The sequence below is a fragment of the Paenibacillus praedii genome (assembly GCF_049725345.1).
Taxonomy (GTDB): Bacteria; Bacillota; Bacilli; order Paenibacillales; family Paenibacillaceae; genus Pristimantibacillus.
In genome coordinates this window covers 39,604-54,097 of record NZ_JBMWAM010000005.1, presented here as the reverse complement: position 1 = coordinate 54,097, position 14,494 = coordinate 39,604, and the positions used below count along the sequence as shown (strand labels likewise).

The 14,494-nt window shown below is 50.6% G+C and carries 14 protein-coding genes; 10 read left to right on the top strand and 4 right to left on the bottom strand.

The window, feature by feature from the left end:
* Nucleotides 1–15: 15 nt before the first annotated feature.
* Nucleotides 16–546 (bottom strand): PCYCGC motif-containing (lipo)protein, encoded by a 531-nt coding sequence (locus ACO9K6_RS06575; protein ID WP_424766908.1) that lies wholly within the window; start codon nucleotides 544–546, stop codon nucleotides 16–18.
* Nucleotides 546–1,064, bottom strand: a complete 519-nt coding sequence (locus tag ACO9K6_RS06570; protein WP_424766746.1) for a thioredoxin family protein — start codon at nucleotides 1,062–1,064, stop codon at nucleotides 546–548. Before ACO9K6_RS06570 ends, ACO9K6_RS06575 begins: the two co-directional genes overlap by 1 nt.
* A gap of 143 nt (nucleotides 1,065–1,207) precedes the next feature.
* On the opposite strand from ACO9K6_RS06570, the gene ACO9K6_RS06565 reads away from it, so the two are divergent.
* The 3 genes from ACO9K6_RS06565 (at nucleotide 1,208) to ACO9K6_RS06555 (ending at nucleotide 4,511) form a co-directional block, all read left to right on the top strand.
* Complete coding sequence (locus ACO9K6_RS06565; RefSeq protein ID WP_424766745.1) at nucleotides 1,208–2,884, top strand: RsmB/NOP family class I SAM-dependent RNA methyltransferase; 1,677 nt, start codon at nucleotides 1,208–1,210, stop codon at nucleotides 2,882–2,884.
* A gap of 1 nt (nucleotide 2,885) precedes the next feature.
* The gene (locus ACO9K6_RS06560; protein WP_424766744.1) at nucleotides 2,886–3,638 is read left to right on the top strand and encodes a pseudouridine synthase; all 753 of its coding nucleotides are present in this window, start codon (nucleotides 2,886–2,888) and stop codon (nucleotides 3,636–3,638) included.
* 75 nt (nucleotides 3,639–3,713) lie between these two features.
* The gene (locus tag ACO9K6_RS06555; RefSeq protein ID WP_424766743.1) at nucleotides 3,714–4,511 is read left to right on the top strand and encodes a Cof-type HAD-IIB family hydrolase; all 798 of its coding nucleotides are present in this window, start codon (nucleotides 3,714–3,716) and stop codon (nucleotides 4,509–4,511) included.
* 67 nt (nucleotides 4,512–4,578) lie between these two features.
* Here ACO9K6_RS06555 and ACO9K6_RS06550 read toward each other — a convergent pair whose 3' ends face one another.
* Complete coding sequence (locus ACO9K6_RS06550; RefSeq protein ID WP_424766742.1) at nucleotides 4,579–6,405, bottom strand: DEAD/DEAH box helicase; 1,827 nt, start codon at nucleotides 6,403–6,405, stop codon at nucleotides 4,579–4,581.
* Nucleotides 6,406–6,534: 129 nt separating this feature from the next.
* Here ACO9K6_RS06550 and ACO9K6_RS06545 point away from each other — a divergent pair, with 129 nt between their 5' ends.
* The 5 genes from ACO9K6_RS06545 to leuS all read left to right on the top strand — a co-directional run bounded on the left by ACO9K6_RS06545 (nucleotide 6,535) and on the right by leuS (nucleotide 11,431).
* Nucleotides 6,535–6,732: a YwbE family protein gene (locus ACO9K6_RS06545; protein ID WP_424766741.1), complete on the top strand. Its 198-nt coding sequence runs from the start codon at nucleotides 6,535–6,537 to the stop codon at nucleotides 6,730–6,732.
* A gap of 48 nt (nucleotides 6,733–6,780) precedes the next feature.
* Complete coding sequence (locus ACO9K6_RS06540; protein ID WP_424766740.1) at nucleotides 6,781–7,083, top strand: hypothetical protein; 303 nt, start codon at nucleotides 6,781–6,783, stop codon at nucleotides 7,081–7,083.
* A gap of 161 nt (nucleotides 7,084–7,244) precedes the next feature.
* The gene (locus tag ACO9K6_RS06535; protein ID WP_424766907.1) at nucleotides 7,245–8,450 is read left to right on the top strand and encodes a GNAT family N-acetyltransferase; all 1,206 of its coding nucleotides are present in this window, start codon (nucleotides 7,245–7,247) and stop codon (nucleotides 8,448–8,450) included.
* On the top strand, nucleotides 8,437–8,658 hold the full coding sequence (locus tag ACO9K6_RS06530) for a hypothetical protein (RefSeq protein WP_424766739.1): 222 nt from the start codon (nucleotides 8,437–8,439) through the stop codon (nucleotides 8,656–8,658). Before ACO9K6_RS06535 ends, ACO9K6_RS06530 begins: the two co-directional genes overlap by 14 nt.
* 334 nt (nucleotides 8,659–8,992) lie before the next feature.
* The gene (gene leuS, locus ACO9K6_RS06525) at nucleotides 8,993–11,431 is read left to right on the top strand and encodes a leucine--tRNA ligase (RefSeq protein WP_424766738.1); all 2,439 of its coding nucleotides are present in this window, start codon (nucleotides 8,993–8,995) and stop codon (nucleotides 11,429–11,431) included.
* Between the two features lie 40 nt (nucleotides 11,432–11,471).
* Here the strand turns inward: leuS and comER are convergent, their stop codons facing one another.
* The gene (gene comER / locus ACO9K6_RS06520; RefSeq protein ID WP_424766737.1) at nucleotides 11,472–12,311 is read right to left on the bottom strand and encodes a late competence protein ComER; all 840 of its coding nucleotides are present in this window, start codon (nucleotides 12,309–12,311) and stop codon (nucleotides 11,472–11,474) included.
* 134 nt (nucleotides 12,312–12,445) lie between these two features.
* Between comER and ACO9K6_RS06515 the strand changes: the two genes are divergently transcribed.
* A complete protein-coding gene (locus ACO9K6_RS06515; RefSeq protein WP_424766736.1) occupies nucleotides 12,446–13,054 on the top strand; it encodes a ComEA family DNA-binding protein in 609 nt (202 codons plus the stop codon).
* A gap of 75 nt (nucleotides 13,055–13,129) precedes the next feature.
* Nucleotides 13,130–14,422, top strand: a complete 1,293-nt coding sequence (locus ACO9K6_RS06510) for a homocysteine synthase (protein WP_424766735.1) — start codon at nucleotides 13,130–13,132, stop codon at nucleotides 14,420–14,422.
* The last annotated feature ends 72 nt before the right edge of the window (nucleotides 14,423–14,494 follow it).

Sequence of the window (14,494 nt, the reverse complement as noted above, 5' to 3'; positions counted from 1 at the left end):
CGGCTGTTTTGTTTGCTAGCTGCCGGACTTATTAGGTTTATATTTGGCATCGATCGCATCGCGAATTTCGTCCACACTCTTACCTTGCTTATTTAAAGCGATGACCTCCTCCAGTTCTTTCTTGCAGATACCGCAGCCGGTGCTGTGATTCGTCCAGGTCACACTGCCGTCATCGGCAGGGTGCTCCGCCAAATAACAACGCAGCAGCGAATCATGCGGCGTTTCTACTGAATCGCCTTCCATACAGCCGCAATAGCAATTTATTTCACTCATGATGTGTGCATGCTCATGAACCTGATCGTAAAGGTCGCTTGTCAGTTGGGTGTAATCGGATAGAAAAGCAGGAAGCTTGTCAAAGGAGGCCGTCGTTTCCCATTTTTCCGAGCCATGCATATGTTGCGTACCCTGCTTATCATCGCCTGTCAGCCCGCAAGCGGTGAGCAGGGTGATGATCGCGAAAGCGAGCAGCATGCCGTACACGATCATTCGAACCCGTGAACTGCTCTGTTCAGCGGCTTGCTCTACCGTTAGTCGCTGACGCTTCATCACTGTGCATCAGCTCCCGAATGTTTATTGAAAAATGCACGGTAATCATCCAATGTATAGCCGGATGATGTGCCCTCAGTGGCTAGTCCGCCCTCTAAGCGTTCAACCTCTACACCGTCCTCGTAATAAGCCAGTGTTGGTGTGTAATTCACATTGAGCTTGTTGAAATAGGATTCGAATTCGCGTAAATTAAACTGCGGCAGCTCAATGCCAAGCTCATCGACGAGCGGCATTAACTGCGGCGTCGTATTTTTACAGTGTCCGCAGTCGGATGCGAACAGGTAAATGAAGAAATCCTCCTTATCGGCAATCTTCTTGTCCAATTCAGCAGGTAATATGATATTCTGATAGTTAGGGTCATCGAGAAGCTTACGAGTCTCAGGATTCAAGTCGGAAACTTTTTTGTCATAAAGAGCATTTACTTCACTGCTGTTGCTTAAAACAAAGATGGCACCGAAAAGAATAATGATAATACTGATGTACACATAAATCATTTTAAACTTTTGTTTCTTTTTCATTTGAGCGTTTACCTCCGAATTGAAATTTTAGCGGACAAGCTGCTCGCAGTAGAGCCTGTCCTTACTTTAATATATTATATAACAAAGTCGTATGAGGATGTAAGTGCCGTGACAACCAAGACAACTGGCAGGAGGAAACGAGCATGATCGGCAATTTGCCGCTGAATTTCACGAAAAAAATGAAAATACTGCTTGGAAATGAATTTGACGATTTTATGGCATCGTACGATGCTGCGCGCGTATATGGTCTGCGAATCAATCGTTTGAAGCTGAATGCTGCGGCATGGAGAAGGCTTTCGGCTATGGGCGGTGATGTTCGTCCGATTCCTTGGGCGGAGGACGGTGTCTATTACCCGGAAGGGGAACGGCCAGGCAAGCATCCGCACTATCATGCCGGACTTTACTATATACAAGAGCCGAGCGCGATGGCGCCGGTTGAATTGCTCGACGTGCAGCCTGGACATCGCGTTCTGGATTTGTGCGCCGCTCCTGGAGGAAAGTCTACGCAAATTGCCGGAAAGCTGCAGGGCAAAGGCGTACTGGTGACAAATGACAATGCTAGAGAAAGAACGAAGGCGCTGGCGAAAAATATCGAGCTGGCAGGTGTTCGCAATGCAGTCGTGCTCAACGAGGAGCCGGCGGCGTTAGCCCCCGTCTTTCACGAATGGTTCGACCGTATACTTGTGGATGCGCCGTGCTCCGGTGAAGGGATGTTTCGCAAGGATGAGTCTATGATCGCAGAGTGGGAGAAGCATTCTGTTGAACGCTGTTCGCTCATGCAGCGGGATATATTGCATCATGCAGCGGGGATGCTTGCGCCCGGAGGACTCATGGTATATTCAACCTGTACCTTCTCGCCGGAGGAAAATGAGGAGCAAATCGCAGCATTTTTGGCTGAGCATCCGGACTTTCAGATTGAACCTGTTCCGCATCGCTTCGGATGGACGGAGGGCAGGGCTGATTTGGCGGCAGAGAGTGCTGACATTCAGGCCGAGCAGCTGCTCAGCATTAAGGGGACCGTTCGACTTTGGCCACATCTTATTGAAGGGGAAGGACATTATGCGGCAGTGCTTCGGCGAAATGGACAGCAAGCGCCAAAGCTGATTGTGGCTAATGCCGATTTTTCAGCTTCAACGCCATCTGAACCGAGCGAGAAGGATAAGCACATACGAATAAATACGCGTGCGTCGGACGCAGATGGGACATCGAGCAGCTACGGCGGTAGAAGCAAGAACAGAATAGTTGCGCGCGGCGGCAGGAAGACGCATCATTATGAACAGGGACAGAAGGATGACCGACGAGCAGCGAAGCGTAATGATAAGCGAGATTATGCGCACGAAAAAGGCTTGAGGGAACGATCTTCTTTAGAGGAAGCTGATCCGGTTGAATTGTGGAAACAAGAGGCCGAGCAGTTTGTGGCAGGCGCGGATGGCTGGCCTGGTCAAATTGTGGCTTATGGATCCCGGATTTATATACAGCCTACCGGTATGCCGAAGCTGGATGGCTTGCGTGTCGTAAGGGCCGGCTGGTATGTCGGTGAAGCCCGGCGGGATAGAATCGAGCCGTCACATCCGCTAGCCATGGGTCTCACACGCGCGGAAGCGGTGCGGTCGGTGAGCTGGAGCTCCGAAGACCCGCAAACGCTCCGTTATTTGAAGGGTGAAACCTTATTTATCGAGGATACTGACCTTGTCGTGAAGGAAGGAGAACTTTCAAAAGGTTATGTTCTTATATGCACAGACGGTTTTCCAATCGGTTGGGGGAAATATGCAGGCGGCATGATCAAAAATGAACTGCCCGCTGGATGGAGATGGATGTAAGATGGGCAAACGAATTCGAATTGATAAATTGCTTGCGCATATGGGCCTTGGCACGCGCAGCGAAATTAAAAAAGCAGTGAAGCAGGGCAAGGTGACAGTCGACGGTAAAGCAGTCAAGGATAGCGGACTTCTGGTCGAATCCGAGCAGGCTGAGGTTTATTACGAGGGCCAGCAAGTGAAGTATAAGGACATGGTTTACTTTATGCTGAACAAACCGCAGGGGGTGATCTCGGCGACAGAGGATGGACGTGAGCGAACTGTCATCGAATTGCTCAAGCCTGAGGACCGTTTGCGAGAGCCCTTTCCGGTAGGAAGATTAGATAAGGATACGGTTGGCTTGCTGCTGCTTACGAATGATGGTCAGCTTGCGCATGAGCTGCTCTCTCCGCGCAAGCACGTCGCCAAAACTTATGTAGCACATGTCTATGGAGAAGTTGGAGAACAGGACAAGCAGCTTTTTGCGGCCGGCGTGACACTGGATGACGGGTATGTAACGATGCCTGCTGAGCTCGAAGTGGCAAGCCGCGAGCAAACAGAAGAGGGAGTCATCTCTACGATTTCTTTGACGATTAAAGAAGGAAAGTTTCATCAGGTAAAAAGAATGTTCGAATCGGTAGGAAAAAAGGTCTTATACTTGAAACGAGTGTCAATGGGGCCACTGCTGCTGGATGAATCGCTCGCGGAAGGGACATATCGGGAGCTAACCGAGAATGAACTAGAGCTGCTTCGCATGCATCGTCGGAATACGCAGTAGTTTTACTTAACCAAATATATATTTTATAAATAGAAATAGAGAGAGAAGCTGTAAACAGCAAGAAGGAGTGGGCTTATGAGCTTAAACTATGATCTTATTGCATTAGATGTGGACGGTACGCTGCTAACGGATGACCACATACTAACGAACGAAATACGAGAAGCTGTGCAGGAGACGGCAAGTCGGGGTGCGCAAATTGTACTGTGCACGGGACGTGGACCGTTAAACGCATTCCCTATATTAGAACAGCTAGGCCTAACGGGCACACTCATCACGCACAATGGAGCAGCTACGGTAAATGCCGAAGATCGCTCTGTGCTTCATCAGTTTGATATGGTGCCTGATCACTTGCAAAGGTTTATTTCTTACTGCAGGGAGAATAACATACACTTTGATTTGAATACCGCTTTTGAAATGATGATTGAGAATGTGACGCCTGAAGCGGAAACGATGTATGGCCACTATCAGGCCAGACCAGACGTTCGTGATTTCCGATTAGGCCTGCCGGACGGCTTGGTGAAATTCACGATATTCGGCAGTAAAGAAAAAATTGATATGGTTGAGGCGGAATGGACGGGATGGCCTTCGCCCCTTCGTTCTATCCGCAGCGGAGATTTCTTCATCGATGTTCATCATCCTGAAGCAAGTAAAGGTAACGCGCTGCAGAAGCTTGTGGAAAGTCGTGGTATCGATCGCAGCCGGGTTCTTGCGATTGGCAATTATTATAATGATATTACTATGCTGCAGTATGCCGGAATGGGCATTGCGATGGGGAATTCACCGAAAGCAGTGAAGCTGGCCGCTGATGCTATTGCTCGCTCCAACAGCGAAAATGGTGTTGCTGCAGCGCTTCGTGAGTACGTCTGGAACTAAATATTGGTCACATAGTAGATATAACAACAGCACATGCCGCAGGCATGTGCTGTTTAATTTTGATTTATTACCGATTACGACCGCGCGGTTTGCTGGTAGAACCTCCATTACGACCGTCTGCCGGAGAGCCGCCGCGACCACCAGGAGAGCTGCTTCGTCCACCACCTTGTGGTTTGCCGCGTCCAGTGCCGCGGGAGCTACCCCGATTGCTGGATTTGGCTTCGACGCGTCCTGCCGTCCAAGGACTATCAACGGAAGCGCCCGCGCGTCCTGCGACATGCTCTTCACCGCGCGGGCTGCCTAAGCCGCCAAAACGCCCAGAGTTATTACGGTTCCCGTTGCGTTCACTTGAACGATCAGTCGTACTGTTACGGCTGTTTGTCCGTTCCCCCCGATTGCTGCCGCTTCTACCGGCAACGCCACGGCTGTCTCCGTCCCGTCCGGCGCTGCTCCCGCGTGCAGGACTGCTTTCACGATCCAATCGCTCGCCGCGTCGTCCAGCCCAGCCTGCGCTTTCTCCAGTCGTCTCGGCTGTATGTCCGAAAGAACCTGTATTTCTGTCGGCGCGTTTTCCTGTTGAAGGACGAACGGCTTCACGAGCACCTCGACGGCCGCCAGTTCTGGCGCTGCGATCCTGCTGTCCGGCTCTTTCGCGTCCACCGCGCCGTCCTTCGGATGGCTGCTTGGAGCGTCCGCCTCGAGCTTCGTCCTTGCCGCTTGTACTCCGGCCCTTTTCTCTCTTATCGCCTTGCGACGGGCGAGCCGCTGATTCGACACCTTCAGCATCGATTACGCGGCGCTCAAGTCTTGCATTAATGCTTTGCTCAATAGAGATAAGAAGATTTTTATCATAAGGCGTGGCAAGTGTAATCGCTGCACCGGATTGACCTGCGCGTCCTGTTCTTCCGATCCGGTGAATGTATAGTTCTCCATCCTGAGGCACGTCATAATTATAAACATGCGTTACGCCTTCAACGTCAAGGCCGCGCGCAGCTACATCGGTTGCTACCAGCACCTGAAGCCGTGCGTCTCTGAAGCGCTTCATTACCTGCTCGCGTTTTGCCTGCGTCAGGTCACCGTGAAGCTCATCGGATTCGACGCCGATATCTTGCAGCGCTTCGTTTAATTTTTTGGCGCGAACCTTCGTCCGGCAGAAGATGACCGCCAAATAAGGCTGATGACGCTCGAGAAGATGGATCAGCGTTTGCTGCTTGCTGCGGTCGGTTGTCTCGTAAACCACCTGCTTGATGCTGTCAAGCGTTACATTGGTGCTGCGCACGCGAATATCTGCAGGAGTTTTCATATATTCCGCTGCCAGCTTGCGAATCGCGTCAGGCATCGTAGCGGAGAACAGCATCGTTTGACGTGCCCGTGGCGTTTGTGTAATTATGCTTTCCACATCAGGCAGGAAGCCCATGTGAAGCATTTGGTCCGCTTCATCCAGCACAAGCATTTGCAGCTTGCCAAGATTGACGGTTTCACGTTTCATGTGATCGATAAGCCGGCCAGGCGTAGCTACAACAATATGCGGCGCGCGCTGGAGCTTGCGGATTTGGGCTTCTACGTCCTGTCCGCCATAAGCAGCAAGAACGGTAGCTCCGACGCCAGACACAAGCTTCTTCAGCTCGCTCGTTATTTGAATGGCAAGTTCCCTTGTCGGCGTTAAGATCAACGCTTGGACCTGCTCTTTGTCGACATTAATCCGCTGCAAAATCGGCAAAGCAAAGGCGATCGTTTTGCCTGTGCCTGTCTGTGCTTGCGCAATCACGTCCTGCCCGCCCAGGAGCAGGGGGATCGCTTGCTTTTGAACCGGTGTCGGTTCTGTAATTCCATCTTGTTGAAGCAATTCGCTTAACTCGGGATTGATACCCAAAGCGCTAAATGCGGTAGACATTCGTAAAGTTCCTCATTTCGTTAACATCGTTTGATGTTAAGTATAACAGTTGTACTAATAATGTGCATCTTAAGGTTTCATATGCTATGCTAATAGCCAATATCATAGGCAGCAGAGGAAGGGTATACAATGAATGGAACAGTTCGCTCCGCGATCAAAGCGGGGCTGGAAGTCGATATTGTACTAAAGCAGGATCAACGTTCAGGCAAGCTGACGCGAGGCATCGTAAAGGATCTTTTAACAAATTCACCTAATCATCCTCATGGCATTAAAGTCAGGCTTATGGATGGACAAGTAGGACGGGTGAAAAATATCATTAGCCAATAATTTGAATATCGTTATTTTTTGCGATAAAAACGATTAGGAGCTATATTTATGGCATTCGGTATTAAAAGAGAAGAGATGGAGCGTTGGAAGTCAGCAGTCGCGCGCGGCGAAATTGCGTTCTTGACCCATTATTGGCTCGATCCGCGGTTTCCCGATATGCGCACAGTGACCAAGGTTGGCTGCTCCGATATGGAGAAGCTGTCTCGTTGGTGTCTCGATCATGGCCTCAATCCGCGATATATTCATGCACGCTCGCAATATCCTCATTTTGATCTGCTTGGACCGAAGCAGCGTGAGGTGCTTTTGGGTGCGAAACAGCATGAGCAGCTGGAGCGATTCGGACTGCTATAAAGTGATCAGCCATATATGAAAGTTAGCCGCTCATGGAGTGGCTTTTTTGTGCATGATTATCATAAAAAATCATTTCGTCAATCAAATAACGATGATTTATGATTAGAGAATCGTTAAAATAGCTTACCTATTTCTGGATAAGGGCGGTGAGTAGCTTGACTATGAAAAAGGAGTCCTTGCTGCAGACGTTTGGACAGTGGATCACTTTTGTGACTGATTTAGGCCGGTATGACAATTCGATCTGGAATCAGAGCGTTGCCGCGGGCAAGTGGTCGGTGCGCGAGGTCGTGGCGCATATTTTGCGATGGGATCAATATTTTTACGAGGAGGCGGTCGTAAAGGCTGCTGCTGGTCTCGCTCTAACGGTAAAGCATCTCAATGATGACGAATTTAATAAGACTGCCTCGCAATTCGGTAAAGCGACTGGCATCAAAGAGCTGACAGAACAAGCTGTGCAGAGCCGCAGACAAATTATAGATGTGATAACGGGCTTGTCAGAGGAGCAATACACAGCGGTTTATGAGAATGCGGACGGGCATCCATTTGGCTTCGCCGAGTATATGAAGGATTTCATCTCCCATGATCTGCACCATATGCGGCAAATTAAAAATCGTCTGTCTTTTCGAATCGAGGAAATGAGCTTAAACGGCTGGCCGGCGCTGCAAACGGTCGTCTATGACGGCTGGCTGCTTCGTTTCTCGGATGGCTATACGAAACGCTCGAATTCAATCAGTGCCTTATATCATCATACGCTCGAGCTGGACGAAAAGATACGCGCTTGCGAAAAGCTGTATGCGCAACGGGGGATAAGAACGGTTTTTAAAATAACTCCCTTTGTCCAGCCCTCATCGCTAGATGAAGAGCTGGCGGCGCGCGGATACGAGCTTATTGACCATACCCTTGTCAAAACGGTTCATTTGGACGATGTGAAAACGCCTTTCCATGCCGATATTTGGTTCGAGAGCGAGCCTACAGAGGCTTGGCTTGACGCGGCAACCGTGTTCAGCCGGCTTACGGAGGAGCAACGTACCATTACCCGCGGCATGCTGGAACAGTCGCCGCTAAAAAAATGCTTTGCCGTGCTTCATGACAACGGGATACCGGTTGCGTGCGGCTTGGCGGCTATCGAAAATAGCTGGATCAGCTTGTATGACATCGTAACCGATCCCGACAAACGCAATCGAGGGTTCGGCGAGCAGCTTGTTTTGCATTTATTGGATTGGGGGAAGCAACAGGGAGCAAAGGAAGGTTACCTGTTGGTCGTCAAAGAGAATGCGCCGGCCCATCGCGTATACGATAAAATCGGCTTTTTGCCGCAATATGATTATTGGTATCGGGCAGAAGGATTATCCGATGAAAAGAAATAGCTCTGACTTCATTTCATCATCATCTGCCTCTCCGATTGCAGTAACAAGCTCTTGGATATTGTCGCTTGGCATGTTGCTGATTGCCGTAAATCTGCGGGCTTCTTACGACGCTGCCCCGGCTTACGGTTTGATGGGCTTGGGAGAGGGGGCAAATCGATATGTGCCGGATCTTGACACTGAGCGGCGTCATCCTTATAATCATAGGTAATCAATTTATGCATATGTAGCATTGAAGAGGAACAGTAATTTCGCAGGCAAGGCCTAGAGAGCCGGTGTGAATCATGGTGCAAGCCGGACCTGCTGCGAGACGAAGCTCGCCTTGGAGCTGTACGAGCAATTTACCGATGTCTGACGTCGGGAATGAAGCGTACCGTTTGGCCTGCGTTAAAGGCGACAAGTGAGCGTCAGGCAAAGCATGCCTTCCGCTAACTAGGGTGGTACCACGGGAGAACAGCCTCTCGTCCCTAGCGTTAATCGCTAGGGACGAGAGGCTTTATTTATTTCAAGGCCTACATGAGCAAGAATGAGGAGGAAATGCACAGATGAGTCAAGAACAGCAATTTCATGGCTATAATCCGCTTGTTGTCGAGCCGAAGTGGCAGCAATTTTGGGATAAGAACAAAACATTTCAAACCAAGGATGAACCAGGCAAACCTAAGTTTTACGCGTTAGATATGTTTCCTTATCCTTCGGGAGCGGGGCTTCACGTTGGGCATCCGGAGGGCTATACAGCTACGGATATCGTATCCCGCTACAAAAGAATGCAGGGCTACAACGTTCTTCACCCAATGGGCTGGGATGCGTTCGGCCTGCCAGCAGAGCAGCACGCTCTGGATACGGGACAGCACCCGCGCGATATTACGTTCAAAAACATCGATAATTTCCGCAGACAAATCAAATCCCTCGGCTTCTCATACGACTGGGATCGCGAGTTCAGCACGACGGATCCGGATTATTATAAATGGACGCAATGGATCTTTATTCAGCTTTACAAGAGAGGCCTTGCCTATGTAGCGGAGGTTCCGGTTAACTGGTGTCCTGCGCTTGGCACAGTGCTTGCGAATGAAGAGGTCATCGACGGAAAGAGCGAGCGCGGCGGCCATCCGGTCGTCCGTAAGCCAATGCGTCAATGGATTCTGAGGATTACCGAGTATGCAGACCGACTGCTTGATGATCTGGAGGAGCTTGATTGGTCAGAGAGCATCAAGGACATGCAGCGCAATTGGATCGGAAAGTCGAAGGGCGCAGAGGTGACCTTTGATATTGAAGGTCAAGATGAGGCGCTAGTCGTGTTCACGACTCGCCCGGATACCTTGTTCGGTGCCACCTATTGCGTGCTGGCTCCTGAGCATGAGCTTGTCGCAAAAATTACGACAGCGGACCAAAAAGCGGCGGTTGAGGCTTATCAAGATGCCGCGGCGCGCAAAAGCGATCTTGAGCGTACCGATCTTGCGAAAGAAAAAACGGGTGTATTTACAGGAGCCTATGCGATTAATCCGGTTAACGGCGTGAAAACACCGATTTGGATTGCCGATTACGTGCTTGCCGGATATGGAACAGGTGCGATAATGGCCGTTCCGGGCCACGACGCGCGCGACTGGGAGTTCGCGAAGCAATTCGAGCTGCCGATTGTTGAGGTTGTACAGGGCGGCGATATTACGAAGGAAGCCTATGCAGGCGACGGGCCGCATGTGAATTCAGACTTCTTGAATGGATTGACCAATGAGCCTGCCATTGCGAAGATGATCGAGCACTTGGACGCGTCCGGCAAAGGGAAAGGAAAGGTGACGTACCGTCTGCGTGACTGGCTGTTCAGCCGCCAGCGTTATTGGGGTGAGCCGATTCCGATTCTGCATCTGGAGGATGGCTCGATGAAAACTGTCCCTGAGGATCAGCTGCCGCTGCTGCTGCCGGATGTTGATGCGATTACGCCTTCAGGCACAGGGGAGTCACCGCTTGCTAACGTAACGGATTGGGTCAACACGATCGATCCGGAGACGGGAATGAAGGCGCGTCGCGAGACCAATACGATGCCGCAATGGGCAGGCAGCTGCTGGTACTACCTGCGCTTCATCGATCCGAAGAACGAGAATGAAATTTGTTCGCCGGAGAAGCAAAAGGAATGGCTGCCGGTTGACCTTTATATCGGCGGTGCTGAGCATGCGGTGCTTCATTTGCTTTATGCCCGTTTCTGGCACAAGGTGCTTTATGATATTGGTGTGGTGCACACGAAGGAGCCATTCCATAAACTCGTTAACCAGGGAATGATTCTAGGCAATAATAACGAGAAAATGTCGAAGTCTCGCGGCAACGTGATTAATCCTGATGATATTGTGAATGAGTTCGGAGCGGATACGCTACGCATGTACGAAATGTTCATGGGCCCGCTTGAGGCGACCAAGCCTTGGAATACAAACGGTGTTGAAGGGATATACCGCTTCTTGAGCCGCGTATGGCGTTTGTTCGTGAATGAGGACGGCAGCTTGAACGCCAAAATCGGAGCAGGCGAAGCAAACGACACTTTCAAGCGGACGTGGCATCGCTCCATCAAGAAAATTTCAGAGGATTACGAAGGACTTCGCTTTAACACGGTCATTAGCCAGCTGATGATTTTCGTCAATGAAGCTTATAAAACCGATACGCTTCCGAGTGAAGCGATGGAGCAATTTGTACAAATGCTGTCCCCGATCGCGCCGCATATTGCGGAGGAGCTTTGGGAGAAGCTCGGTCGCAACGATTCCTTGACCTATGCCGCTTTTCCAGACTTTGATAAGGCTTGGACGGTTGATCAGGAAGTAGAGATCGTCGTACAGGTGAACGGGAAAATCGTGGATCGCGTATCGATCGCGGCGGACATGGACACGACCGATATGGAGAGTCTTGCGAAGGAGCTTGAAAAGGTACAGGAGCTTACTGCCGGGAAAACGATTCGTAAGGTTATCGCTGTAAAAGGAAAGCTTGTGAATATCGTAGCAAATTAACGCAAATCGAAGAGGTGACCGGGCTTTAGCTGAAGAACAGCTATTGACCGTTCACCTCTTCGCCTATAAATGCGGCCGATACCTTCGCTAGGTCCTCGCGGTACTTTTCATGAGTCGTGCGGATTAGCTGATTGAATACGCCATCCGTTTCCCGCTTCAGCACATGCAATGCTTTTGCCGTAATGCCCCCTGGTACGGCAACTCTTTCTTGCACCTGCGCAGGAGTGAGTCCGCCTTCCGTGAGTAGAAGACCTGTACCAAGCAGCATGGCGCTTGCTACACGCAATGCGTCCTCGCGTCCGATTCCGGTCTCGTCAACAGCTGCATTTACAAATTGCTCCAGCAGGAAAGCGATGAAGGCTGGTCCGCAGCTCGAAAGGTCGGATACGATACGAGTGTAGCTCTCATCTATGCGAAGCGGCTCGCTAATATGGGACAGCAATTGTTCCAGTCGCGATTTGTCCTCTTCTTTAATGGACTGCCCATAGATGCAAAGCGCCGCGCCGCTCCATACATGGTTCGTGATACTCGGAATTATTTTTGCTATTTTGCAGTCCAATTCACTCTCTAGATGTGAGAGAAGAACGGGACTCGTTATCGATACGACAATCTGATCCGGCTTAATGACGAGCTTAATATCATCAACGGCTTTCTTAAATTCCAAAGGCTTGACGCACAAAAATATGATGTCGTTGCCAAGAGCGGCGCCAGCGTTCGTGCATTCGGCTCTCATGCCGGAATAACGGTCGGCTAGAGCCTGCGCTTTTGCAAAGGTACGGTTGCTGACTGCGATTTGTGGTGGCGACAAAGCGCCCGATGCAATAAAAGCTTCAATGAGCAGGCTTCCCATCGTGCCCGTTCCGATAAATCCGACATTCATGCTGAACCCTCCCATGACCAATCTTGCAAGTGGTGTATACCGTTCGACTGCTCTATTACTGTATTCTGCATGACTTGTATCCTATGTCAATTATTGCCTAAAAAAATGTCGCGAGGAAAGGAGACGAGCCATCGATGAGACATTCGTCCTACGGATTATCAAAAATGCAATTTTGGATCATCGCTGTATGTTTTATGCTTGCTATTGCACTGCTTGCCGCTGCGTTCTGGGAGCCGAAGAAACCGGCTTCAGAGGGATGGGTGCCGCTGAACGCTGCGGTGGAGACGGCTCTTGCTGAGCTGAAGCAGCCTGTGGAAACTGCGTCGACGGAGCACGAAACGGCTGGTGCTGCAGGAAGGGGTATTGCGGCTGCAGAGGACAAAGCCGGTGAAGATGTGAGGGATATGACGGCTGCTGCGGATGAGGGGACAGCTGCCTTGGAGACGGCATCGACCATGGAAGCCGCAGCAGGAGACAGGACGACTGGCAGCAAGAACACAGAGGCGAACGGAAAGCCTGATATGGCCGATAACATTCCCTCTGACGGCAGGCTCGATATTAACCGGGCAACAGTTGTCGAGCTCGATGCTCTGAAGGGTATCGGGCCAGCCAAGGCGCAGGCGATCGTTGCGGATCGCGAACGGAACGGCATGTTTACATCTGCCCGCGATCTGCTGCGTGTCAAGGGAATAGGCGAAAAATTACTAGCAGGCATAGAAGAGAGCATTGTCGCTCATCCGTAATTGTGAGAGAATGGAAGGAAGCGGATTTTCACGATAGAATACGCTTACACCATTTAGTGAGAAGGAGTCGAGAACATGTCAGAACAACGCAAGCTCTCTCTAGAAACACTATCTGTCCACGGAGGTCAACAAATCGATCCGACTACGATGGCGCGCGCGGTGCCTATTTACCAGACGACCTCGTATGGCTTTAAAGACACGGAGCATGCTGCTAATTTATTTTCGCTGCAGGAGTTCGGAAACATTTATTCGCGAATTATGAACCCGACATCGGACGTATTCGAGAAGCGCGTTGCAGAGCTTGAGGGTGCGCCTGCGGCCTTAGCCGTTGCTTCCGGCCAGTCCGCGATTACATACTCGATCCTTAATATTGCAGGCGCTGGCGATGAAATCGTATCTGCTGCCAGTCTTTATGGAGGCACTTATAACTTATTCGCTATTACACTGCCGAAGCTCGGCATAACGGTAAAATTCGTGGATCCGTCTAATCCGGAAAACTTCCGTGCTGCAATGACAGACCGGACCAAAGCGGTATACGCTGAAACGATTGGCAACCCGAAGGGAGACGTCATCGATTTGGAGGCCGTTGCGGCAATCGCACATGAGAATGGCGTTCCGTTAATTGTAGATAATACGTTCCCAAGTCCGTACTTATGCCGTCCTATCGAGCATGGCGCAGATATCGTGGTCCATTCCGCAACGAAGTTTATTGGCGGACATGGTACATCGATCGGCGGCATTATCGTAGACGGAGGCAAGTTCGATTGGAAGGCAAGCGGCAAATTCCCGGGTCTGACGGAGCCGGATCCGAGCTATAACGGCGTTGTGTATACAGATGCAGTAGGGCCGATTGCCTATATTATTAAAGCTAGAGTACAGCTGCTTCGTGATATGGGAGCAGCCTTGTCGCCATTCAACTCCTTCTTATTGCTGCAGGGGCTTGAAACGCTTCATTTGCGCATGGAGCGGCACAGCTCGAATGCGCAAAAGGTTGCTGAATACTTGCAAGAGCATAAGGCGGTAGAATGGGTGAGCTATGCCGGCTTGCCGAGTCATCCATCCTATGAGCTTGCTCAGAAATATTTGCCTAAGGGCAAGGGAGCGATTCTGACCTTCGGCATCAAAGGCGGAGTGGAAGCAGGCAAGAGGGTGATTAACGCCGTGCAGCTGTTCTCGCATCTTGCCAATGTCGGCGATTCAAAGTCGCTTATTATTCATCCTGCAAGCACGACGCATTTGCAGCTAACGGCCGAACAACAAACCGCAGCCGGCGTGTCTCCGGGTATGATACGGCTCTCGATTGGAACGGAAGGAATCGACGATATTTTGGCCGATTTGGAGCAAGCGTTGGCTGCCAGCCAGCAGTAGTAAGCAAACAATGGAATAGCTGATTTTAACCTAACTAACTAGACAAGCAGATGCAGCAGGAGAGAGGAAGTT